A 23,241-nucleotide genomic window follows, 5' to 3' on the forward strand; every position below is an offset into this window, starting at 1 on the left:
TCCAGTAAAACAAAAACTTGATAAAAAACTATTGACGCCCGAACGGTAATCCGTAGAATACGCAGCCGTTGACGAGGCAATGCCCCGGAAACAAAGAGCGGGAATAGCTCAGTTGGTAGAGCACAACCTTGCCAAGGTTGGGGTCGCGAGTTCGAATCTCGTTTCCCGCTCCAATTTCAAGTCTCTCATTGCCCACCTGAGAGCACAAAGATCCGATCCCTTCGATCTTTTCCGGCGCGGTGGCAGAGTGGTTATGCAGCGGACTGCAACTCCGTGTACGCCGGTTCGATTCCGACCCGCGCCTCCAATTTATTTCCGTGTTGTTACAGCAGGTTAAGTAGACTCAGCTTCCTGCCTATAGTGCTCAGCTGCGATTTGAGGCAAGGCGCGCGTCTATGCCAAAAAAAACGGCCGCGTTCAGCAACGCTTCGTCCTCACTGATCAAACAAGCCTGATTAGACTCCGCGCAGGCCAGGTGGAGTGCATCCAGTGTCCTCAGACTTGTCTTTCGTGTCCCGATCCAATGCCCGGCTCGACGGTAATGGTCTGATTCAATAGAGCAGAGGGTGAAGCGGCCGTGGCTGACATCATCATGGAGGGCACTTTCGATGCGATTTGCCTGGGGCTCACTAAGCTCCCCCATGCGAACCCAACGGGCCAAAGCACTTGCAACTTCCACTTCTGTTAAATGACTGATCAGAACTGGCTTGGTCTGCAATTCAAGCAAGGCTTGAATGCTATCGCTAGCATGCTCTTGGCGGTAGTAGGGTAGAACGGCACTGGTGTCGAAGTAGTACATCAATAGCGCTCTTCGTCTCTGAGCTCTCGCACCGTCTTTGCAGAACTTTCTCGAGAAGGCGGTAGCGAAGCTCTTAGCCCTGAACGATCCAGAAACTGAATAGTTTCCGGATAGGCTGCCGTCAGGCGCGCTGCTGGTTTACCATGGCGAAGGATAACAATCTCTTCTCCAGCGGCTACCGCGTCTAATAGATTGGAAAGCTTTTCCCGCGTTTCCCGGACATTAATGGTCTGCATGCTTTCTCCTTCTTTTGTGTACACGTGCAGTGTACACCGATAGAGTTTTGGCTTGCAATTCAACGCCGAAGAATCGTTAAAACCTGATACATGTGAGCACTGCGCAAGATCTTGAGCGCGTTGGACTATTTTGTTGATGTTATTCTGCGGAGCGATCGACCCAGTCTCCAATGGCCCTATGAACAACACAGACCGGCAGAAACTCTTGCTCCAGCCGGCCCCGGTCTGCCTGTCTCAGACGTTGGTAAAGCTTAGCCTCGCTTCCGGTCAATCCTGGCGGAGTGATCGAGGGGGCAGGCTGTGGTTCTTCAACACCACTTGCGTCGGCGAACGTGTCGAAGGTAATCCTGTCCATCAGCAGTGGTGTGAGAAGCGGGAGGTGTTTCCGGGCGCTGGCCAGCATGGTCAGCCCCCAGGTATCGATGTCGCCCCAATAGGCGGTCGCCCGATCTTTCAGCCATGTTGCGTTGAGCCAGGACAGGTTCAGGCCCGACCCAAGTACCGAGACCGTACCGGAGACCCTGGGCAACTGGTGAAGGCAGCGTTCGTTTTCAACCAGTATCAACCGTTCGCCAGGTAAAGGCGTGCTTTGGAGTTCGTGGGCCCGGACCCGCATTTGCGTGAAGGGCAACAACGAGCCATCAAGGTCGGCGACCAGTAACCAGTGGTGGCCGTCGTCTTCAGCGCCCAGAAAGGCTTCCAGCCCGGTTTCGCTGGCCTGGCCGTCGAACAGAATGTCCAGCATCAGCGTTACAAGCTGGCGGTTGCGCTCGAAGAACTTGCTGTCGGTGCCGGCAATAGACAGTGCCCTGAGGGGTTTTCCTTCGGCGCAGCCTGGCTGGAGCTGAAGGGCAACCTTGCCGCTGCGAATAACGTCGCTTTCCGGCTTATCCATGACCAGGCTGCGCCGGCGTATGATCAGTGAGTGAAATCGCGGGTCCAGAACAGAGGCGAGACGGCTGAGTGTGTCGTATTCCCGCCTGACTTCACTGCTGCCTGCGGCCTGCACCCACTGGCTGGGAGTGTCCAGTGTCCAGTGGGTGGGAATGTCGATGGCTTCGCTGGTGCTCTTGAAGCGGACCAGCTGCCACTGGACCTGCCCGGTGGTGACCTCCCGCCATTGCCGCAGGTGTTCTCGTACCTGTGTGACCTTCTCCCGTACCGTCGCGCCCGTGGGCTTGCCGATGGGGAGGGTTAATGGCCAGCCCTGAGGCCGGAGCAGGCGCTGTTCGCGCAGGTCCGCGTTCTGCCATTGGCGGGCCAGGCGGCTTGCCAGTTCAGCCGGGGATTTCATGGGCTTTCCGGGTCATTTTCTCCGCGTGGGCCTCCAGTTCTTCCCAGCTCAGTGAGGTAAGGGTGGCCCGCAGGTCCTTGCGGTGAACCAGGATGGCAGAGCTGGTGTGGGCCCGTAGCAGTCGCATCTCTTTGTTGGGCGTGACGAACAGTGGGTGCAGGCCAAACTCGTTGAGAGCCGAGATGATGCGGCCGGCTACGGCGTGGGAGCTCTTGGAGAAGGCCTCGTCCAGCACGATGGTTCCGAACAGTGGCTGGGTGGCGCCGTCCGGACAAAGCGCATAGCTCAGGGAGGCGGTAAGAATGTAGCTGGCGATGATTTCCTTTTCGCCGCCGCTGCCCCCCTGGGAGCCGGTGCGAGTCTCGATCACCGAGCCGGACTCGCGTTCCAGCACCGAAACTTCGAACTGCAGCCGGTAGCGCGGGTCCAGCAGAGCCCGGGCACCCACGGTGCGCTTGTTGTCTGCCGCGTCCCGCAGCAAGGCCACCATGTTTTGCAGAGCCTTGAAATGGCTTTCGCCCTGGTCGCCTTTCAGGGCATCCGCCCGCAGCTGCCGTTGTGCGCGCTCCAACCTGCGGAGGGATTCATGGGTAACCCGGCGGGGCTCCAGGCGCAGGTAGCGGCCAGGCTGGAAGTCGACCCGCCGCAGTGTGGCGTTCAGATCGGCGATACGTTCTTCAATGATGGCCACCTGGTTCTGTATGTGAGCCAGCAGTTGGGTCACGCCCTGATCCGACGACTGGTTCAGATAGCTGAGGAATCGCTCCAGCTTTTGGGGAAGGGCTTCTTCCTCCAGTACCCGCAGGCGTTCCAGGTATTCCGGAATGTCCTGGATATTACTGCCGGTTTCAATCAGCGCCCCGGTATCAATGGTGAGCGCCTTTTCCATCAGTTGGGTCAGGCTGAGTTCAAAACTCTGGATCTGTTTGCCCAGCTTCCCAATGACTTTGTCCAGTTGCTCTCGCTGGTCCCGCTCCAGGGCTTCCAGTCGTTCGTACTGGTCCGCTTTCGGGGTGCGGAAGTGTCTGGTTGCCAGGCTTTGCTGGTCGTCTGTGAGGCCATCGCCAAGCCGGTCCAGCAGTTCTGTGCAGCGGTCCGTGGCCTGGTTGCGCTTTTCTTTCAGCAGGGCGAGGGCGGTTTCCTGGTTCGACAGCTGTTGTCGGCCTTCTTCTAGTTGCTGGCGAACCGCTTCAAATTCCCCCCGTGCTTTTTCCACATCCGAGTCCGGAGCGGTCAGTGCTTCCAGCCGGCTTTGCAGGGCATCGAGTTCACGTTGTGCGCTGGGCAGGTTGATGGTGCTGAACTCGGTTTCGCCCAGGAGTTCGTAAAGCCTTATCTGATCATTTGTGTCCCTGAGATTACGGCGGGCTGATTCGAGTTGCCGCCCCAGAGCGTCCGCTTTCTTACGGGTTTCGCTCAGTTCGTTGTTGAGCGCGGAGAGACGGTCACGGTTGTTGAAGCCGGTCATCCAGCCCTTGTCGAGCCGCTGGTTGTCCCGTTTTTCAAAATAGCCCTTCTTGCCGGACATCAGGCCCTGTTGGGTCATGCCATGGGGTGTCTGGCGCAGGGTTTCGGGAGAGTCCACGCAGTGTCGGTCGATTTCGGCCAACAATTGTTTCAGGGCTTCCCGGTGAGGATGGTCCTTGAAGTTCAGCTTGCGGGTGAAGCCATCCTTCATGAACTGTGCCGTGGCCTGGGGTGCCTGGGCTTCCAGCAGTCGCACATGAAGGCGGTTGTCACGGCTGTTGACCCTGTCCAGGGCCGATTGCATGGCGGCCGGTGGCACGAGCAGGCGCAGGCGGTGCCCGCCGATAGCCCGTTCAATGGCGCCACGCCAGTCACGTTCTTCGGCTTTGACTTCCACCAGTTCTGCCACGAACGGCAGAATGCTTTCGTCCAGGTTCAGGTCCTGGGCCAGTTCGCTGCGGAATTCCTGGTAACGTCCGTCGATGTTGGACCCGGGCCGGGCCTTGATGCGGTCGATTTCTTCGGTGATTTCCGTCAGGGTTTCATTGAGCTTACCGTGACGAAAACGCAGGTCGAGCAGGAATTCGTCCTGAGTGTCCGCAAGTTCGGACAGTTCGGCCAGCTTTGACTCACCGAGCTGGCGGTTCCGGGCCAGTGCTTCGGAGCTCAGTGTGCTGTCCAGGTCAAGCTTGCCGGTCAGGGTCTGGTAGTCCCTGGCGTGTCGGCCCCGTTCTCCTACCCAGCGCTTCTGTTGGGAGATCTGCTCCTTTAGCTGCTCTATGCTGGCACCACCGGCCTGCAGGTATATGTCTTTCAGGGTATCGGCTTTGCTGTTGAGTTGCTTAACATTGCTGCTCAATGACTCGAGGGTTTCTCTGCCCTTATCAAGCTGGCGTTCCAGGTCCTGTTTGCGGGTGCTCCACAGCTCGTAGCCGGTTTGTGCGAACCAGATCGGCAGGATGTCTTTCAATAACAGCTGCTGGTCAAGCTCTCTGGTGGCACTCTGGTGCTTTTCGTAGGTTTCCGCTATGGGTAGCAGCGACTGGTGTTGTTTTCGGGCGGTTTCCAGTTCGCTGTGGATCGCGGCCAGGTCGTCAAACTCACTGGCCACCTCTGCCGCCCGGTCGAACGCCGAGTGGTCATCCAGCACCAGTTCCCGGAAGATTTCGTCGATGCTGTTGAGCTGCTTCAGGCCCGCGGCGCGGTTGAGCAGAGTGAAGGCATTTTCCCCCACTTCAAAAAATCGCCGTACTTGGGCCAGGTAGGCTTTCTTACTGTCGTTGGCCTGTAAGCCTGGGTTATCCCCGGCGTGTTGCTTGAGCTCCCGGGCGCCACCCTCGTGGTGAATGGCCAGCCAGTTGTCCAGACTCTGGTCATCCCTTTCTGAAAACAGCCATAGGCGTTTCAGGTCGCTGGCGGCAGAGCTGCTGCCGTCGATCCAGAACAGCGCCCCGATGCGAATAGCGTTGTTACCGTTGGAGAAGCGGGCGCTCACGGCTGTTACGGTTTTACCAGCGCGTGCGATATGGCTGTTGTCGCCGGTATTGTTACCGGCACCGGATACGCCCCGAATATAGGAAATCAGGTCACGGTCGCTTTCATGGCCGCCAGTGGAGGCCAGGTTGTACCGGGGCTGGTGAGTCAACAGGGTCATCAACGCGTCCACCAGCGTGGTCTTGCCGCTGCCGGTGGGGCCGATAATGGCGGTGCCTTTCGGGTCGATCTCCGCGCAGTGCCGTCCACCGAAGGGCCCCCAGTTATACAGGTCCAGGTGGGTCAGGATATAGGCCGTGGGCGGCAGGATGTCAGCGGCAAAGAGGTCGGTCTGGGGCAGGCTCATACATCCTCTCCGTCAGCGTCTTGCGGGGCGGACTGGCCGGCCATTTGTCGGAAATGGTGGAGCAGGTTCTGCAGATTTTCCGGGTTCGCCAGGTGGGTGATGATAGGGCGAACGACCACCTGGTCGTTGGCGTCGATGTCCGAGACAATGCCGTGGCTCTTGAGGTTGTCCAGCAGGCTGCGCAGGCGTTTCTGGTCGCGGGTGTCGCTGCCGGTGTCGCCCAGGTACAGCTGCAGTTGGGGCAGTAGCTCATCCAGTTCCACAGTGGCTTCGCCGGCACCGAGACCGGTTTCCTGTTCGTGGGCGATAAAGTGCTGGCGTAGTATGGCCACCAGCAGGGACTGTTCCATGGTCAGACGCTGGCGGCGCACCAGGGGGTGGGACCACTCGTCGTCGTTTTCTTGGCCTTCGCTGAAGAGCCGGTCTGACACGACAAGGAAAGCCAGTCCACGTACGTCGTCCACTTTCAGGCGCAGGTCGAACGGTTCCAGGATCTGGTTGATCGCAGCGGTCTGGGTGGTGGCAACCTGGTAGAGGTTGGGCTTACGGTCTGCTTCCAGCAACCCGTATTTCAGCAGCTCCTGGGCGGTGGCTTTCACATTGCCGGGCGTGTAGTGGCTGGCCTCCGTCAGAGGCGTTTGCTGATCGACATGGGCCAGTGCCTCTGATGTCTGTTGCGGCTCGTCCCGGCCTTGTTGGTCGTCTGCCTGGCTTGTCAGGCGGTCAAAATAGTCAGACATGCGGGTTTACAGCTCCCAGTCGATGGCTTCTGCGTCTTGTCGGGTTAGCGCCAGTTGCGGCACGTGGAAGCGCAGCCGGTGTCCGTTGCTGTCGGTAATATCCACGGCTTCCCGGTCGTCGGTGATTTCCACCTCCGCCTCACGGGACATGGCCAGCCACAGGGCAATGGTTTCCAGGTCGTGAGTGGGCGGCAGGTGAGCCGCCAGGTCGCCGATGCTCATGGGGCGGTCGGTGACTTTCAGCAGTTCCAGGGTTTCCTGGTACAGGGCTTCCCGGTCAAGACCGTCAAATGCCCGCCAGAACTCTTCGTCGACGTCGTCGAGGTTGACGCCCTGATCGGTCAACTCGAGGCCTTGTGCCTGCTCTTCAGTGGCGGACTTGAATCTGAGCCGCTCAACCAGCGGCAGGCTGGAAACCGCCACGGCAATTGGCGGCAGAGGCGTGTCGCCTTTGCGGACCTTGTGGCTGGACCAGTCGATGTTAAGTGCGGTGTTCAGTATACCATTGAGCAGTTCGCCGACTCTGTGGTTCTCGGCGGCCAGCCCGGTTTTCAGGAACCCTTTGACGTCTTTTTCGCTGCGGGCCCGGGCGCGGATGACAGCAGCGGACTCCTGTATCAGCCGGATCACGAGCCAGCGCAATTCATCCTGTTGCTGTCGGGACAGGGCGTGGCGGGTTGCCGGATTCTTCAGGATGGTACGCAACCGGTGTTTCATGTTGTCCAGCTCGATGGAACGGCTAAGTTGCTCACTGAAGTTGTGGAATACCTTGCCCTCGGCGGTTTCCAGCAGGGTGTCGTGGCCGTCCAGCAAGCGGTCAACGATTTCGCCACGGTGATGCTGTTCGCTGACGATGGATTGGCGTAACTGACGGTCTGCGTCCCGATAGGAGTCCTCCACCCGGCGAAAGTCCGCTCGCAGACTGGTGGCAAGATTGTAGACTTCGCGGATGCCTTCTGCGGCTTCGGCCCCCTCCAGCACCTTGAATCGACCGGCTTCCACGTCGGCCATTTCGTGCTCCAGGTCTCTTATTTTGCGGCGTATATGGTCCGCACGGCTTTGGGCATTCGGGTTCAGACGGGTTTCCAGGTTTTCAATTTCCCGCTGTACCGTGGCGAGGCGAGAGGCGGTGGACGTCATGATCTTTTCATCGAGGCCCTCAACAAAGGCCAGGGCTTTTTGCAGGGCATCGGTGGCCATCAGCCGGCCGTCCCGTTCCACTATCAGCCCTTTGCGAATCCAGGAGCGTAGTTCTTTCCTGGCATCGGCTGCCGGGTCGTCGGGGGACAGCTTCAGGTCGTCGCTGTTGGCGTGTTCACGCAGGATATCCGTCAGCATTTGCTGGGCATCCTCGAACAGGATTTCTTCCCGGTTTGTTTCCATCAGTGCCTGCAGGCAACTAAGTACCAGGGGCCCGCGGGTGGCAGACAGAAGCTTCCAGGCCGGATGCTGGTGACGGGCCACCAGGTAGGAGCGGGTTCTCAGGTGGGTTTGTTCGTCCATCGGCAGTGTGCTTTTATCTGGTATCTGGATAACGGGTGGCAGCAAACAGGGCCTGATAATGGCATTTATATGGCGTTCATAATAGTACCGGTGTGATAGCGACCGTAACAACTTAATACCCATCAGACCACCACAGGGGCGGTTTCACCAGAGCGCTTTGTTATCCGGTGCCACCTTTATTCTCCAGGCCGACACCAGGCCGCCCTTGTCATTATCTACCCGGGTCACATACTCTGCTAGAGTCTGTGATTGAGGCAGGTGGTGAGCTGAGGTTGGGCACGGAGGGCATTCCCGTCGACTGGCTGGTGGTCATGCATCGCCTGCCAGAGACTGCGATGCTGGAAAAACAGATCAAGTCCTCAGCCGTGGAATACCAGCGCGTCACGGCGGCGGCCGACTTGCTTGCCCGTTTTTATCTGGATGCCGCAAGCGTCCGGCTCTCGGGGAACCAGTACCTGGAGCGCTTGCGGGAGGGCATCGACGATCACTACCAACAGTTGATTGATTACTCCCTTCCGGAGGACAGGGTCAAACGGGTCCGTGACCAGCAAATGACACTGATTGAAAAACACTCGGCGGTCTTTGCGGATCGCGCAAAGGCCGGCATCCTCGTTGAGGCCCATGGTGATTTGCGGCCGGAGCATGTCTGCCTGACCGAGCCACAGAACGGGCCAAGCTGGCGATCTGGCACCTGGACGACGATTTCCGCGAGAGGCGCGGGCCATGGCGGCAAAAAGCGCTGGATTACCTGAACATAGCCTCCGATTTCGGCAAAGGTGCTGGCGGCTGAAGCGATGGCGCCCAAGAAACCCGGATTCAGGACTCCAGATCTGTCACATCCCTGCCTTCATGCAATGCAGTGATGGTATCGGCTATGCCGGCAGTAATATCCACCAGCTCAACCTTGGTCTTCAGTGATTTGGACGGCAGTGACGGAGTGACCGTATTGCCGAGAATCACCCGGGACAATGCCGGCGAAGCCAGTTTTTCCCCGGTATCGTCAGTGAACACAGCGTGCGTGGCGATGGCGATCACGTCCTCCGCGCCCTGGTCTCTGAACGCTTCCGCAGCCCGCTGCATAGTGCCTCCTCCTGCGATCAGGTCGTCCAGGATCAGGACGGTGCGGTTGCGGATATCGCCAACCACGGCAGAACCGCTCATTTCGCCCTGGCTGCGATGCTTCTCCATAAATGCGCTGCCGACGGGGCGCTCCAGCCGATTCGCCAATGACTCGCGGAACAGTTCCGCACGCTTTACGCCCCCTATATCCGGGGACGCTACGGTGATTTCCCTGTCCCCGAGTTCCGGCAGGAGGTAGTCGATGAACGCTTCCCTGGCGCTCAAATGCACTGTCGGGCAGCGAAAGGCATTTTCGAAAGCGGCGCGGTTGTGAACGTCCACGGTCACCATGGTGTCGATCGTCACAGCCTCGAAGAGCTGGGCGACATAGCGGGTGGTGACAGGATCATGGGGCTTGGTTCTCCTGTCCTTGCGGGAGTAAGAAAGGTAGGGCGCCACGACATTTAGTCGGCCGGCGCCAGCGTCCCGAAGACTGGCCAGTAAAAACAGCAGACGCACGAGCTTGTCGTTGGTGCTGAGGCCATCGCTGCTGTTGAGGGACTGGACCACGAATACATCCCGGTTGCGAACCGTCTCCAGCGTGCGGATCTTGTGCTCGCCGTCTTCGAAATCCCGTTCCTCATGTTTGCCCAGGGGCACGCCCAGGTGGACGGCCACTTGCGAGGCAAAGTCGCTGCCGCAATCAAGACTGAAGAGTGCTATTCGGTCGTCCGGTTTCATGGGGCCAGTCCGTTCGCTTTGGCTGAGTGTATCAATTGCTCTTTTAACTCTAGTCAAAATGCGGATAAAGATATACGAGGCCGAGTTTTCGAACTCTTCGTCCCACTTTCCATCGTCTGGCGTAATCCCGGCCTGATGTGCTTCAATGATCGGTAACTAATCAAGTCAGTCGGCAAGGCTGTCTTTGATACCTCGGCGCCTGGTCAACAACAATGAGCACAGACGATAAGATGGTCAAACGCCGGCGCTCTGCTCTACGTGGCCGTCAACTGGAACCGGCGGTACTGTCGGAGCTGCGGGACCTGATCGGTGACGAACGTGTTGATTCGTCATTGCGGGACCGCGATCGCCTTATCGAACACCTGCATGTACTGCAGGACGCAGACGGTTACCTCTCCATGCCCCGCCTTCGGGCCCTTGCCGCTTTCATGAACCTGCCCATGGCCGCCGTCTATGAAACGGCCACGTTCTACGCCCATTTCGACGTCATTCACGATGAAGAAGCCCCGCCGCCTGAGATAACTCTTCGGGTGTGTAACTCGGTTTCCTGCCAACTGGCGGGCGCAGGCGCACTGCACGAGGCACTGGCCGACGGGACGGACCCGAGCCAGGTGCGTGTGGTCCACGCACCCTGCATGGGGCGCTGCGATACAGCACCTGTGGTGGCCGTGGGACAACATCATGTAGGCAACGCCACTGTCCAGACGGTTGGCGCGGCAGTCGAACAAAAGCAGGTTCAACCCGACGAGATCCATTGGCAGAAGCTGGCGGATTATCGCTCGGTAGGTGGTTACCAGTTGCTGAAGGAATGCCGCGACGGTCGGATTACCGTCGAGTCGCTTGCGGAAGAACTTCAGCAGGCTGGCCTGCGCGGCCTGGGCGGCGCCGGGTTCCCCACGTACCGCAAGTGGCAGGCCGTGCGGGCCGAACCCGGGCCGCGCTACGCGGTGATCAATGCCGACGAGGGTGAGCCGGGTACCTTCAAAGATCGCTATCACCTGGAACGAGAACCCCACGTGTTCCTGGAAGGTGCACTGGTCAGCGCCTGGGCGGTTGAGGCGAAGGCCCTCTACATCTACCTGCGCGATGAATATCCCGGCCTCCTCGGTGTGCTGAAAGACGCCGTCGCCGAACTGGAATCTGCCGGCATCATAGAAGCCGGTTTTGTGATCCTGCGCCGGGGCGCGGGCGCGTACATCTGCGGCGAGGAATCCGCCCTGATCGAGTCCCTGGAAGGTAAGCCCGGCAAGCCACGGCATCGCCCGCCGTTCGTAGCCCAGAAGGGATTGTTTAACCAGCCCACACTCGTTAACAACGTCGAGACCGTTTACTGGATTCCGCGCATCCATGCCCAGGGCGCAGACTGGTTTGCCAGCCAGGGGCGGCATGGTCGCAAGGGGCTTCGCAGCTTTTCGGTATCCGGCCGGGTCGCGCGGCCCGGTGTGCATGTCGCACCCGCTGGCATCACCCTCCATGAATTGATCGAGGAATACTGTGGCGGCATGGCCGAAGGGCATCGCCTGCTGGCCTACCTGCCCGGCGGGGCCTCCGGCGGCATACTGCCGGCCAGCAAGGCCGACATTCCGCTGGATTTCGACACCCTGCAGGAACACGGCTGCTTCATTGGTTCTGCGGCCGTGATCGTTCTGTCTGATCAGGACGATTTGCAGGCTGCGGCTGCCAACCTGTTGGGCTTCTTCGCGGACGAATCTTGCGGGCAGTGCACGCCCTGCCGTGTGGGCACCGAGAAAATGCTCACCTTGCTGGAGCGGGATACCTGGGATGAACAGACGCTCCAGCAACTGGCCGGAGTAATGGCGGATGCGTCCATCTGCGGTCTCGGCCAGGCCGCACCCAATCCGGTTCTGAGCCTGCTGCGGGACTTCCGCAGCGAACTCGCCAGCAGCAACCTGATCGCGAAGGGTTAGGGGAGGCAGCCATGAGCGAATCGAAAACAGCCATGATTGATGCGACCACAAGCTTCACCCTGACACTGGACGACGTGGAAGTTCAGGCCTTCCCCGGCGAAACCCTTTGGCAGGTCGCCAAGCGGGCCGGAGAAACCATCCCGCACCTGTGCTTCAAAGACGCGCCGGGCTACCGTGCCGATGGCAACTGCCGGGCCTGCATGGTGGAAGTGGAAGGCGAGCGGGTACTCGCCGCAAGCTGCATTCGGGAGGCCGCACCCGGCATGGTCGTGCGAAGCGCTGGCTCCTCACGGGTTCAGGCAGCCCGTAAAGGCGTTCTGGAATTACTGCTGGCCGACCAGCCTGAGCGGGAGAGCAGCCCTGATCGGTCCAGCCATTTGTGGAACACGGCGGACCAGCTGGCCATCGATGCCGCTGCCGTGCGCCAGCGCCTGCCGGCTCGTTCAGACCGGGACGAGCCTACGGTACACCACGTTGAACCCCGTTCCGATTCGCTGCCACACGCAGGCGGCCACGACGCCACCCATTCGGCCATGAACGTGAATCTGGACGCCTGCATCACCTGCGGCTTGTGCGAGCGAGCCTGTCGGGAAGTGCAGGGCAACGATGTCATCGGACTGGCGCATCGCGGTGCCGCTTCCAAGATCGTATTTGATTTCGATGATCCCATGGGCGACAGCACCTGCGTTGCCTGCGGCGAATGCGTGCAGGCCTGCCCGACGGGCGCGCTCATGCCCGCCACCCTGATGGATGCCCAGGGCCGCGGAGACTCCGCCACGGCCGACCGCACGGTGGATTCCGTTTGCCCCTATTGTGGCGTGGGCTGCCAACTGACCTATCACGTGAAAGACGAGCCTGCGAGTGCCCAGTCTGGAGCGGGCGAGCAGCGAGGGCGTATTCTCTTTGTGGAGGGTAAAGACGGCCCCTCCAACCAGGGCAGGCTCTGCGTGAAAGGCCGCTTCGGGTTTGATTATCCGTCTCACCCGGCGCGGCTCACTCGCCCCCTGATTCGCCGGGAGGGCGTCCCCAAAGGGCTCGATCCCAATTTTGATCCGGCCAACCCGTTAACGCATTTTCGAGAGGCCAGCTGGGAAGAGGCGCTGGATCTTGCGGCAAACGGACTGACCCAACTTAAAACACAGCACGGACCGGATGCGCTCGCCGGCTTCGGCAGCGCCAAGTGCTCCAACGAAGAAGCCTGGCTGTTCCAGAAGCTGGTGCGCACCGGTTTCGGCTCCAACCATGTGGACCATTGCACCCGGCTTTGCCACGCCAGCTCCGTCGCGGCGCTGATGGAGTGCCTGGGGTCCGGGGCCGTAACCGCCTCCTTCATGCAGGCGCTCCAGGCAGACGTGGTGATTCTGACCGGCTGCAACCCGGCGGTGAATCACCCGGTCGCCGCTACCTACTTCAAGCAGGCAGCACGCAACGGCACCAAACTGATCATCATTGATCCCCGGGGCCAGTCGCTGGACGCCTATGCCTGGCGCAGCGTGCGTTTCTCGCCCGGTGGCGACGTGTCACTGTTCAACGCCATGCTCAATGTGATCATCAGCGAGGGGCTTTTCGACAAGAACTTCATCGATACCCACACCGAAGGCTTCGAGGCGCTCGCGGCAAGTATCGAAGGCATGACCCCGGAGGTGATGAGCCCGGTCTGCGGTGTCGACCCCGACACGATTCGGGAAGTGGCCCGTGCTTACGCGCAGGCCGATAACGCGATGATCTTCTGGGGCATGGGCATTTCCCAGCATGTGCACGGTACCGACAACGCCCGCTGCCTGATTTCCCTGGCGCTGACTTGCGGCCACACCGGCCGGCCCGGAACCGGCCTGCACCCGTTGCGGGGGCAGAACAATGTGCAGGGCGCCTCCGATGCCGGCCTGATCCCAATGGTACTGCCTGATTACCAACCGGTCGGGGATGCCCAGTTGCGCGCCGCCTTCGAAGAGCTCTGGAACACTGAATTGGACCCGAAGCCGGGGCTCACCGTGGTGGAGATTATGGACGCCATCAAGGCCGGCACCATCAAGGGCATGTACATCCTCGGCGAAAACCCCGCGATGTCCGACCCGGACCTCACCCACGCCCGGTCCGCGCTCGCTGCCCTGGAACACCTGGTGGTACAGGATCTGTTCGCCACAGAGACCGCCCAGTTTGCCGATGTGATACTGCCGGCAGCGGCCTGGTCAGAAAAATCCGGCACCGTCACCAACACCAACCGGCAGGTGCAAATGGGCCGGGCTGCGCTGGCGCCCCCAGGTGAAGCAAAAGCGGACTGGTGGATTATCCAGGAAATCGCCCGGCGTTTCGGGTTGGCCTGGAACTACAACGGCCCCGAGCAAGTGTTTGCCGAGATGAAGCAGGGCATGCACTCACTGGATCATATCTCCTGGTCCCGGTTGGAGCGGGAAGGGTCTGTGACCTACCCGTGCCGGGCCGACGACGCGCCGGGCGATGATGTGGTCTTCGCCGATGCGTTTCCCAGATCCGGGGGCAAAGCCAAGTTCTCTCCGGCCAGCCCCCTGCCACCCGACGAGCCAGTGGATGAGGCCTATCCCACGGTGCTGACCACCGGGCGTTTGCTGGAGCACTGGCACACGGGCGCCATGACTCGCAGAAGCCGGGTACTGGATGAGCGCGAACCCGAAGCGGCGGCATTCCTGGCGCCATCAGAACTGGAGCGCCTGGGCGTTGCCTCTGGAGAGAACATCCACGTCGCCACCCGGCGGGGCAGCATCACCCTTACGGCGCGGGCTGATCAGACCATGCCCGAAGGCATGGTGTTCGTGCCTTTCGCCTTTGTGGAAGCGGCGGCCAACCTGCTCACCAATCCGGCTCTGGACCCGTTCGGGAAGATTCCGGAATTCAAGTACGCCGCCTGCCGGCTGACCCCGGCCTAGTGCCGGGCTGGAGCTGGGCTAGAGCTGGGATAGCCAAGCTTGTTCAGAACGACGCGCATTGTCGCCTTGCGTCTGTAAAGTATCGTTGGTTGGTCTAGAATGGCGCCAAAATTCCCCGAATTCTCAGGTAGATAAAATGCCAAAGTTTTTGCACACGGCAGACTGGCAGATGGGCCGGGCGTTTACCCGCTTTGAAACCGAAGACGGAGCCGCGCTGGTCGAAGCCCGGTTTGAGGCCATCGAAACGCTCGCACAGCTGGCCAATGAACATCAGTGCGATGCCGTTCTGGTGGCCGGTGATGTGTTTGATGCCCAAACGGTGTCTGATCGCACGATCCGGCGGGTATTCAATGCCACAAAGGCGTTCGCCGGCCCCTGGGTCATGCTGCCCGGCAACCACGACGCCGCCCTGGCAGAGAGCGTGTGGACCCGGGCCCAGCGCCTCGGTGCAGTACCTGAGAACGTACACCTGGCGCTGCAGCCCGGCGTTATAAACCTGGAACCGCAGCGCCTCAGCATCCTATGCGCGCCGCTGACCCAGCGCCACACCTACGGCGATCTGACTGACCCGTTCAGCGGCTACGAGTCACCGGAAGGCTTCCTCCGGGTCGGCCTGGCCCACGGCAGTGTCCAGGGCCTGCTGCCGGACGAGATTGACTCCACCAATCCCATCGCGCCGAACCGTGCCGAAGCCAGCCGGCTTGATTACCTTGCCCTGGGCGACTGGCACGGCACCAAACAGATTGATGAACGCACCTGGTACAGCGGCACCCCCGAGCCCGAACGCTTTCGGAATAACGAAGCCGGCAACGCCCTGATTGTTGAAGTGCCCGAGGCAGGGGCAGCGCCGACGGTAACCCGACTACCCACCGGTCGGTATCAATGGCACCAGTGGCGGGAAACCCTGGCGGTGCAGTCTGATCTGGAGCAACTGCTGGAGCGGTTGAACGCCTTGCCCGAATCTGCCGTTGTTGATCTGCGGCTTGAGGGGTCGATAACCCTCGCCGGGGAAGAAACATTACTGAAGGCGCTCTCGGTGGCTGAAGCTCGATTCCGCAGCCTGCGATGCGAACGCAGCGGGCTTCAGCTTGCGCCGACCGACGAGGACATCGCCGCCCTGAAAGCGGACGGATACGTGGGCGAAGTCGTCGAGAGCCTGCGCGAGCGTCAAAAAGAGGGCGCGCAGGATGATGCCGCCCGGGACGCGCTGGCCATTCTGGCGGGTCTGCTCAGGGAGCGGGAACAGGAGGCCAGCCAATGAAACTGCAGCGCATGCGCATTGAGCAGCTCCGCCAGTTCCGCAAACCCTTTGTTCTGGACAACCTGCAACCCGGCCTCAACCTGATTCACGGTCCCAATGAGTCCGGCAAAAGCACCCTGGTGCGTGCCATCCGTGCCGCATTTTTCGAGCGCTACCGCTCAACCGCCGTTGACGACCTGCGCCCCTGGGGGGATTCCGCCGCGGCGCCCACCGTTGAACTGGATTTTGAGCACGAGGGCCGTTCCTGGCATCTCACCAAGAGCTTCCTGCAGCGAAAACGCTGTGACCTGAAAGTAGGCACCGACACCTACAGCGAAGACGACGCGGAAGAAAAACTGGCCGAGTTGCTGGGCTACCAGTACCCGAAGCGCGGTGCCAGCAAAGCCGAACACTGGGGCATACCCGGATTGCTATGGGTGGAGCAGGGCACCGGGCAGGACATCGAACAGGCCATAGAGCATGCCGGGGACCATCTGAAGTCCGCCCTGAATTCCATGGTGGGAGAGGTAGCCAGTTCCGGCGGCGACGACCTGATCGAGACCGTTCGCAGCCAGCGGGACACCCTGCTGACCGGCACCGTCAAGCCCCGGGGCGATTACCTGAAACTGGAGAAAGACCGCGCCCTGTATGAGGCCGAAATCGAAGAGCTGAAGGAGCGGGTGCATAAATACCAGGAGCAGGTCGACCGGCTGGGCAGACTGACCCAGGACTACGACCAGGCCGAGGCCGAGCGCCCCTGGGAAGAGGCTCAGCGACAGCTGGAGCAAGCCCGCACGCGCTATCAGCAGGTGGAGCGCCTCGAGCAACAGCAAGCCCAGGAAAAGGCCACGCTCGGCCAGCTGCAGCAGAATCACCGATTGTTGCAACAGAACAAGGAACACCTGGAAGGCCTGAGTCGCCAGCTTGAGGGTCGAAAAGCCGAATTGGACCGCGCGGAGCGAGACCTCGCCACCGCACAAACGCAAACGCCGATGATTGCAGGCCGTTTGCAAGAAGCCAGAACCGCTTATGAACAGGCGGAGAAGCAGCGCAAGCTCGCCGGCTTGCTGCAAACCCGTGAACGGCTGGAGCAGGATTTCCGCCGGCTCGAGCAACAGAAACAGGTGCTGACCAACAACCTCACCAAAGCAAAGGACTACCACCAGCAGCTGGAGCAGGCCAGGCAGAAGGCCAGAGACAACCGGATTGATTCCGCCGCGGTCAAAAACCTGAAAGCGACCGCGAAACAGCTGAACGAAGAAACTATCCGTTCACGAACCATCGCCACCCGATTGAGCTGGCAGCTGGAAGCCAGCGCGTCGTTAACGCTGAACAACGAGCAACTGGCCGGGCAAGGCGAGCAGCAGCTTCTGGAAGAATCCACCCTGGTGATCCCGGGCGTGGGTACCCTGGGCATAACCCCCGGCGGCGAAGAGCTGGCCAGTACTCGCCGGAAGCTCAAAACCCTCGAGGACAGCTTCGCCGAACAGCTGAAAACCCTCGGCGTGGCATCCGTTGAACAGTCCGAAGACCGGCTGTCAGCCTTTGAAAGCGCCGGAAGAGCCCAGAAGCACGCTGAAGATTTGCTGAAGTCCGTGGCACCGGCTGGCATTGAGCAGCTTGTCTCCCAGCAGAGTGAGGCGGAAAGCGAACTGGAGAAAGCCAAAAGCCAGTTGCAGGCCACGCCAGTACCGGACGAGAAAGAGAACGTACCCGCCCTGGATGAGGCAGAAGCCGCTTTTGGTCAGGCAGGCACCGCGCTGGATAAGGCCGAATCCGATGAGCGTGAGCACCAGGCAAAGCGGTCGGCACTGAAGCAGGCGCGGGACAACGCTAAAACCGAATGGCAGCGGCTGGCGGATGAAGAAAAGAGCCCGGAACGGCAACAGCAGCTTCAGCAAATCACCACCGACCTGGCGAACCTCGAAAAACAACAGGCCGAGCTGCAAGCCAGCCTCGAACGCCGCGAACGGGAAATCCGCGAAGCCCGACCGGACTTTCTCAAGCAAGACATCGAACGCTACCAGAATGCGGTCAATCAACTACGCCAGACCCAGGAAAACCGCGGGCGTGAGCTCAGGGATATCAAAGTCAGGCTTGAAGCCTGGGGTGCCGAAGGGCTGGAAGAACAGCTCAATGAGAAAGAGGCGGAGTACGACCAGTGCAATCGCCGCTATCAGGAATTGCACCGCCGCGCCCAGGCCCTGGATCTGCTGCTGAACCTGCTCACAGAAAAACGCCAGGCCCTCACACGCCGCCTGCAGGCACCGCTGCAAAAGCACCTCAACCATTACCTGTCGGTGCTTTTCCCGGAAGCCTCACTGGAAGTCGACGAACAGCTCCGGCCCGGCACCTTCAGCCGGGGCAGCGAACTGGGACAGATCACCGAACTGAGTTTTGGCGCTAGGGAACAGATGGGACTGATCAGCCGCCTGGCCTACGCCGATCTGCTAAGGGAAGCCGGAAGGCCAACGCTGGTCATTCTGGACGACACCCTGGTGCACAGTGACAACGAGCGCCTGGAAGACATGAAACGCATCCTGTTTGATGCGGCCAGTCGGCATCAGATACTGCTGTTTAGCTGTCATCCGGAGAAGTGGCAGGACTTGGGGGTGCCGCCGGTGGATATTCAGGCATCGAAGGAGCAAGGGGCTTAATCCCTGTATCTGATTGGTGTGGATAGCACCCAAATTGGACCAATTCTCCGCCGACAAACTACCTAAAGACTTTGATGACGTTTGCGAGCTTTTGACGGCGCTAGCGGAATGGCAGTAAGTTGTGACCAAGCTGACAGGTTGCGTGCTAACTAGGTTTACCCGCAGCCTTAGCCAAACGGCGAGGACGGTCATTTACAGCTGTACCTTCCACTGATAATCTCATGCTACTGAATAATAAGAGTAAATTATGTCCGACACGGCAGTTAGAGACTTTACCACGATGCGGCTGGATCCGCCGTACCCAAGTACAATAGCGGCGTCAGAAGTGGCTGAATTGCTGGAAGAACGGGATGTCTCGGTTTCCGTCCAGCCAGCCCTGTACGAAGTCTCGACCTCTTTCCATCTGGTCGTTTACGAGAACGTCCCTTCCCCCCAGTGGTCATCAAAAGGGAGTGCCGCTTTTGACATAGTTCAGGCGGTAGACCTTCCGTCAGTGCTTACCTGTGAGCCAGCCAGGGTTCACCTGTTACCAACTCTTCCTACCTTTAAGAAACAGAAATGCCCCGGTTTATAGAGCGTGACCAGGAATTCGTTGAAGTTCCAGCTTGGGTAAACTGGATGATCGACTTGGGCAGGTACCATTACAGGATCAGTTGTTCAGGTAACAGTCCTAGACTAATCACCGTAGTATCGATGCCGGGGAAATCTGCTGCGGCAGGCCTTGTCGGGTTAGGTGCAATGCTGGAGGCTTCGCTGACGGAGAAGCCATTGACGAACTCTGGTTATTTCGACTACCTCGCGAATCGAGCCCGTCAATATCTTAGTGAGAATTCGGAAGTAAATTTCATCGATGAGAAAGGTGATCGATGGTTACCCGTTGCTGTCGATGACGAGATGCGAGTAATTAAAGTCAAATCTCTTAAGGTGGAAAGAAGTCGAAAGCGAAAGTCTGCGAAAGTGCTCTCTGAAGATCTATTAAACGGCTCGGTTCTGGGTTTTATTCTCGAAGCTAATTGCATGAAATGGCGTTTCGAGAATGAATCCAGGCCGGAAGGTGAACTCTCCAACGACATACTCAGCCTATACGAAAACTTAGCGGCCGGGTTAGAAGGTTTCAGTGAATCCCTCCGTTTTCGCTCTGATGAAGTGGCAATCATTGCAAGAGCGTCGTCAGACACCACCAGGTTCAGAGAGGAGCTCAGGAGTACAGCATTTCTGGCCTCGAATAAAAAATTCTCTCTGGACTCATTGTTGTTATTGTCCTCGGATGAAAAAACTCACACCAGGGTACATTTTAACCCCCCAGAAAGATTGAGCCAGCTTTCTGACGAACCAACATTGGCTGCAGTAGACGGACCGCATTGTGCTATTTCAGCGTTGCAACATATCAAAAGAAGTTCTTTGGTAATTATCGCCTCACGCGACGAGTCTGATGAATCAATCGAATCCCTCTCGGCGGGCTTGGAAGAGAAATCGAGGTATTACAAAGACTTCAAGGTTGTGGAGCTGACACCCCCATCAGGACTTATTGCAGTAAAATCGATGATTCGAGGTGACTTATAAATATTAGCAGCCTGTTAATAAAAAGATACGAAGAGTCGCCAGTCGAAGAACATTTAGTTAATGTTCAATCACCCTTGATTGAGCAACTTCTTCGACAGCTGAAATATGTAAGTTCGATTGTATCGGAAGTTGACAGTGATCTCGCTAATTCGATTCGAGTCGAAGGTTTGAAGACTGTTAGCAGTATTTACCTTCCGGATAAAGACATGCTCATGAATTTAGGTTTTGGCGACTTAGACCACGTAAGGAAAGTGTGGGGTGACAACGTTGAAGAAGCTTGTCGTACCATTTATGAAATATTGGGCAGGCTTGAAGAACAAGTTTTAGCCACCCGGGATCTCGCAAGGCAAGAAATTCTGGAGCTTGTTGCTGAAGGGGGATTGGCCGGTTTTCGGATATATTGTCACAGGGCGGAGATCTCTCTTTTTCAGAGTCTGTTCGATGTCAGTTTGTTATCTTTGTCAGCCGAGAACTTTATAACTTCGAAAAAGCAGTACCTTGCTTCTGATCCGTTCTATTCGCTTTTCAAAATTGGACCACTGAGATGTTTTGGTTGGGCAAAAGTGCCAAAGGTCCTAATATCCATACCTAAATATCAAGTTTTCCGTCGGATAAAATTGGCCCTCGTGGAAGATGATGAAGTGGTGGGACAAGACCCTTTCAACCCTGATATTGATTATCGGACAGACCTTTTTAATAGAAACGTAAAAACGATTTCAGATAGCTCGGCTCCAGTTGAGTCTGAATTGTATACTGATCATATTGAATTGGAAGATATTCTGAATTTTACCCCCAATCACGGTATTTCTTCTGAAGGCGATTGTTTAGCAGTTGATCTTGCTGACCAGATGTCTATTTTGCTACCGGCAGGGTCCTCTCACCTAGTCTTGAAATCCACAGACGGTTTTAAAAGCGTTAGGGAGACGAAAACCCACGAATTCGGAATCGGAGATTACTTAATCCATATGGATATGCATATTCACGGTCAGTCTGTAGTCGCAGATAAGACAGAGATGACGGAGTTGTGGAAGGCCGCGCTGGATTCAATGTATCGAAATCAGTATCAGGCGCTGATTGCTAACTGCGAGAATGCCGGGATCGATCTCAAGAATTTGGACGGAGCCTTGAAGAGCTGGCGCAGACCAGTTTCAGAAGGATTGCATGCACCTCAGAGCCCAGTCCATTTCAGCCTGTTGATTGAGAAAGTGCTTCCAGTGAATACCTTGAAAGGGCACTCCTGGAAAGAGGCTTGGAGTGAAATAAGGGCCTATAGAGCAAAAGCTATCCAAGAGGGAAGGTTGGAGCACGAAGCATTCAGACAACAAGTCCAGCATACACTTCAGGATCATCTCGAAGAGATAGCAGCTTGTGCAGCAGGCAGTGAACAGTTTGCGGTCGATCTGGAAGAGCCTTGGGGGGATGGACCTTTGAAATTCTTGAAGATTAAGAGCATTAACCGTGGATTTGTTGCTCCAAGAGAGAAAACGGGCGTGTTAGTTCATAGATCAGAAGTTGACTTGTTTAGAGCAGAGGACGCGTAATCTATGCAGCTATTACCAAGCTACTGTGAAGACAGATCTCCGCCGGGTGAAAAAAAGTTGTTCTCCTTGCTAGAGCGTGCTGATAGAGATTGGGTGGTAGTACATTCTCTGGATTTGGCGCCCTACAACCGCAATCGTAGAACCGAAATCGATTTCCTTATCATTATGCCAGGTAAAGGCATTGTGTGTGTTGAGGTTAAATCACATAAGAATGTTTATCTGGATAAAAAGGGTTGGCAGCCGGGAACCCTCCAGTACCGAGATCCCTTTGTGCAAGCGAGGGATGGTAGTTCGGCTTTCAGACGAAGAATCATCGATGCATTTGGAGCGAAGTATCGCTCAGTCCCAATATTGCCTTTGGTTATGTTTCCTTGCTCTCGTGTCGAGATAAACTCAAATGTCTCCGTTAAGAGCTGGGATTTTATCGACAAGAGGTCCTTCGACAAGACGGATGCCCACGAGATATTGCCTCATGAAATTCAGCGATATTTCATGACTGCAATTGACCAAGATCCAGATTTATCGGTGATGAGGAGGGGGTTAACTGCGGAGGAGATCGACGAAATAGTTCTTTTCTGCAGGCCTATCCGTAAACGACTTCCTGAGTTTAGCGAAGAGCTTTTAGAGAGCAAAAACCGACTCGATTCGATTTTGCGTGCTCAGCAAGCACCAGTTATGAAGCTAGTAGAACTTAACGAAAAAGTACTAGTCACGGGAGCTGCTGGAACCGGTAAATCGTTGATCGGAGTTGAAGTAGCGAAGATCAAGGCCGGTGAAGGCAAGCGCGTAGCCTATTTATGTTACAACCGGTTAATTGGCAAATGGGCTGCCCGCGAACTCCAGAAGACTGCTCGGCCAAACTTGGTGGCGGGTCCAATTTATCAGGTCCTATTTCAAATCGCTGATATACAGCCGCCTCAGCATCCGGATTCCGATTGGTGGGAAAATGAAGCTCCGATTCAGATACTCGATAAGCTGACATCTGTCGAATTAAGGGGAATAGCTCAGTTCGACTATGTAGTCGTCGATGAGCTTCAGGACATATTGGCACGGCCAATGCTATGGGAATGCTTGAAGGGGCTCTTTGTCGATGGTGTGAGCAATTCTTCTTTTTTGTTTCTGGGCGATTTTGAACTGCAGTCGTTGTCCGTTGATAAAGAAATAATTGATGCTAGCTTGATGGAACTTTCAAATATTTCAACTAATTGGGTTTTGAATGAGAATTGTCGGAATTACAAAGCGATAGGTGATGCGACCCTACTGCTCTCGGGTTTTGAAAAACAGCCTTGGTCTGGTTTTATGAGAGCTGGAGGAGGTGTGGGATCATGGAAAATACAAACCTACAAAGATCCGGGTGATCAGCAGGATAAGATCGAACAACTCATTTCTAGACTACTCACCGAAGGATTCAATCCAACAGATATCACCGTCCTGAGCTTCAATCCGCATCGCAGCTCAATTTACGAAAATCTGAAAAATTCAGAGCATGACATCGTAAATGCCGAAAATTTTGAATCAGCTGGTGTGCGCTACAGCACCGTCAAGAAATTCAAAGGACTGGAAGCCAAGATCGTAATCTTGTCCGATGTCTTCTTTTCTCCCAACGAAATTGATTATCAGCGACGCCTTTTCTATACCGCTATGACGAGGGCGACAGAAAGGTTGTTTATTTTCTGCAAAGAAACCTCAAAAGATTCTCTTATCAGTTGGATGGATAGCTAGGAAGCGCT

General features: G+C 57.4%; 15 protein-coding genes and 2 tRNA genes. 10 read left to right on the forward strand and 7 right to left on the reverse strand.

Annotated features, from left to right (window positions below; genetic code table 11):
• Nucleotides 1-97: 97 nt before the first annotated feature.
• Together BM035_RS13915 and BM035_RS13920 are read left to right on the forward strand one after the other, a co-directional pair.
• Nucleotides 98-173 (forward strand) — tRNA-Gly (locus tag BM035_RS13915).
• A gap of 60 nt (nucleotides 174-233) precedes the next feature.
• Nucleotides 234-307 (forward strand) — tRNA-Cys (locus BM035_RS13920).
• A 57-nt stretch (nucleotides 308-364) separates the two neighbouring features.
• Here the strand turns inward: BM035_RS13920 and BM035_RS13925 are convergent.
• The 6 genes from BM035_RS13925 to BM035_RS13950 all read right to left on the reverse strand — a co-directional run bounded on the left by BM035_RS13925 (nucleotide 365) and on the right by BM035_RS13950 (nucleotide 7,879).
• Complete coding sequence (locus BM035_RS13925) at nucleotides 365-799, reverse strand: type II toxin-antitoxin system VapC family toxin (protein ID WP_092032612.1); 435 nt, start codon at nucleotides 797-799, stop codon at nucleotides 365-367.
• Complete coding sequence (locus BM035_RS13930; RefSeq protein WP_008174483.1) at nucleotides 799-1,035, reverse strand: type II toxin-antitoxin system Phd/YefM family antitoxin; 237 nt, start codon at nucleotides 1,033-1,035, stop codon at nucleotides 799-801. Before BM035_RS13930 ends, BM035_RS13925 begins: the two co-directional genes overlap by 1 nt.
• A gap of 139 nt (nucleotides 1,036-1,174) precedes the next feature.
• Nucleotides 1,175-2,329 carry a Wadjet anti-phage system protein JetD domain-containing protein gene (locus BM035_RS13935; RefSeq protein WP_092032614.1) on the reverse strand — a complete coding sequence of 385 codons (1,155 nt, stop codon included), beginning with the start codon at nucleotides 2,327-2,329 and terminating at the stop codon, nucleotides 1,175-1,177.
• Nucleotides 2,313-5,636, reverse strand: coding sequence for an ATP-binding protein (locus BM035_RS13940; protein ID WP_008174487.1), 3,324 nt, complete (start codon nucleotides 5,634-5,636; stop codon nucleotides 2,313-2,315). The genes BM035_RS13935 and BM035_RS13940 overlap by 17 nt, the downstream gene beginning before the upstream one ends.
• Nucleotides 5,633-6,376, reverse strand: coding sequence for a DUF4194 domain-containing protein (locus tag BM035_RS13945; protein WP_008174489.1), 744 nt, complete (start codon nucleotides 6,374-6,376; stop codon nucleotides 5,633-5,635). Before BM035_RS13945 ends, BM035_RS13940 begins: the two co-directional genes overlap by 4 nt.
• Before the next feature lie 6 nt (nucleotides 6,377-6,382).
• Nucleotides 6,383-7,879, reverse strand: a complete 1,497-nt coding sequence (locus tag BM035_RS13950) for a DUF3375 domain-containing protein (RefSeq protein WP_092032617.1) — start codon at nucleotides 7,877-7,879, stop codon at nucleotides 6,383-6,385.
• Between the two features lie 245 nt (nucleotides 7,880-8,124).
• Between BM035_RS13950 and BM035_RS13955 the strand changes: the two genes are divergently transcribed.
• Nucleotides 8,125-8,631, forward strand: a complete 507-nt coding sequence (locus BM035_RS13955) for a hypothetical protein (RefSeq protein WP_008174494.1) — start codon at nucleotides 8,125-8,127, stop codon at nucleotides 8,629-8,631.
• Nucleotides 8,632-8,695: 64 nt separating this feature from the next.
• Here the strand turns inward: BM035_RS13955 and BM035_RS13960 are convergent, their stop codons facing one another.
• Nucleotides 8,696-9,679: a ribose-phosphate diphosphokinase gene (locus BM035_RS13960; RefSeq protein WP_092032618.1), complete on the reverse strand. Its 984-nt coding sequence runs from the start codon at nucleotides 9,677-9,679 to the stop codon at nucleotides 8,696-8,698.
• A 212-nt stretch (nucleotides 9,680-9,891) separates the two neighbouring features.
• Between BM035_RS13960 and BM035_RS13965 the strand changes: the two genes are divergently transcribed.
• From BM035_RS13965 to BM035_RS13995, 7 genes are all read left to right on the forward strand, one after another.
• Complete coding sequence (locus BM035_RS13965; protein WP_092032621.1) at nucleotides 9,892-11,607, forward strand: NADH-ubiquinone oxidoreductase-F iron-sulfur binding region domain-containing protein; 1,716 nt, start codon at nucleotides 9,892-9,894, stop codon at nucleotides 11,605-11,607.
• Between the two features lie 11 nt (nucleotides 11,608-11,618).
• The gene (fdhF, locus tag BM035_RS13970) at nucleotides 11,619-14,510 is read left to right on the forward strand and encodes a formate dehydrogenase subunit alpha (protein ID WP_092032623.1); all 2,892 of its coding nucleotides are present in this window, start codon (nucleotides 11,619-11,621) and stop codon (nucleotides 14,508-14,510) included.
• Between the two features lie 136 nt (nucleotides 14,511-14,646).
• Nucleotides 14,647-15,771 carry a metallophosphoesterase family protein gene (locus BM035_RS13975; RefSeq protein WP_092032626.1) on the forward strand — a complete coding sequence of 375 codons (1,125 nt, stop codon included), beginning with the start codon at nucleotides 14,647-14,649 and terminating at the stop codon, nucleotides 15,769-15,771.
• Nucleotides 15,768-18,407 carry an AAA family ATPase gene (locus tag BM035_RS13980; protein ID WP_092032629.1) on the forward strand — a complete coding sequence of 880 codons (2,640 nt, stop codon included), beginning with the start codon at nucleotides 15,768-15,770 and terminating at the stop codon, nucleotides 18,405-18,407. Before BM035_RS13975 ends, BM035_RS13980 begins: the two co-directional genes overlap by 4 nt.
• Nucleotides 18,408-19,100: 693 nt before the next feature.
• Complete coding sequence (locus BM035_RS13985; RefSeq protein ID WP_217646354.1) at nucleotides 19,101-19,970, forward strand: hypothetical protein; 870 nt, start codon at nucleotides 19,101-19,103, stop codon at nucleotides 19,968-19,970.
• 74 nt (nucleotides 19,971-20,044) lie between these two features.
• Complete coding sequence (locus BM035_RS13990) at nucleotides 20,045-21,511, forward strand: hypothetical protein (RefSeq protein WP_139216050.1); 1,467 nt, start codon at nucleotides 20,045-20,047, stop codon at nucleotides 21,509-21,511.
• Between the two features lie 3 nt (nucleotides 21,512-21,514).
• Nucleotides 21,515-23,233 (forward strand): nuclease-related domain-containing DEAD/DEAH box helicase, encoded by a 1,719-nt coding sequence (locus BM035_RS13995; protein ID WP_092032638.1) that lies wholly within the window; start codon nucleotides 21,515-21,517, stop codon nucleotides 23,231-23,233.
• Nucleotides 23,234-23,241 lie beyond the last annotated feature (8 nt).

The sequence above is a fragment of the Marinobacter sp. DSM 26671 genome (genome assembly GCF_900112835.1).
Classification (GTDB): domain Bacteria; phylum Pseudomonadota; class Gammaproteobacteria; order Pseudomonadales; family Oleiphilaceae; genus Marinobacter; species Marinobacter flavimaris.

Coding starts and splice junctions, on each gene's coding strand:
- BM035_RS13925 (WP_092032612.1), bottom strand. CDS start 799: ATGTACTACTTCGACACCAGTGCCGTTCTACCCTACTACCGCCAAGAG.
- BM035_RS13930 (WP_008174483.1), bottom strand. CDS start 1,035: ATGCAGACCATTAATGTCCGGGAAACGCGGGAAAAGCTTTCCAATCTA.
- BM035_RS13935 (WP_092032614.1), bottom strand. CDS start 2,329: ATGAAATCCCCGGCTGAACTGGCAAGCCGCCTGGCCCGCCAATGGCAG.
- BM035_RS13940 (WP_008174487.1), bottom strand. CDS start 5,636: ATGAGCCTGCCCCAGACCGACCTCTTTGCCGCTGACATCCTGCCGCCC.
- BM035_RS13945 (WP_008174489.1), bottom strand. CDS start 6,376: ATGTCTGACTATTTTGACCGCCTGACAAGCCAGGCAGACGACCAACAA.
- BM035_RS13950 (WP_092032617.1), bottom strand. CDS start 7,879: ATGGACGAACAAACCCACCTGAGAACCCGCTCCTACCTGGTGGCCCGT.
- BM035_RS13960 (WP_092032618.1), bottom strand. CDS start 9,679: ATGAAACCGGACGACCGAATAGCACTCTTCAGTCTTGATTGCGGCAGC.
- BM035_RS13965 (WP_092032621.1), top strand. CDS start 9,892: ATGAGCACAGACGATAAGATGGTCAAACGCCGGCGCTCTGCTCTACGT.
- fdhF (WP_092032623.1), top strand. CDS start 11,619: ATGAGCGAATCGAAAACAGCCATGATTGATGCGACCACAAGCTTCACC.
- BM035_RS13975 (WP_092032626.1), top strand. CDS start 14,647: ATGCCAAAGTTTTTGCACACGGCAGACTGGCAGATGGGCCGGGCGTTT.
- BM035_RS13980 (WP_092032629.1), top strand. CDS start 15,768: ATGAAACTGCAGCGCATGCGCATTGAGCAGCTCCGCCAGTTCCGCAAA.
- BM035_RS13985 (WP_217646354.1), top strand. CDS start 19,101: ATGCCGGGGAAATCTGCTGCGGCAGGCCTTGTCGGGTTAGGTGCAATG.
- BM035_RS13995 (WP_092032638.1), top strand. CDS start 21,515: ATGCAGCTATTACCAAGCTACTGTGAAGACAGATCTCCGCCGGGTGAA.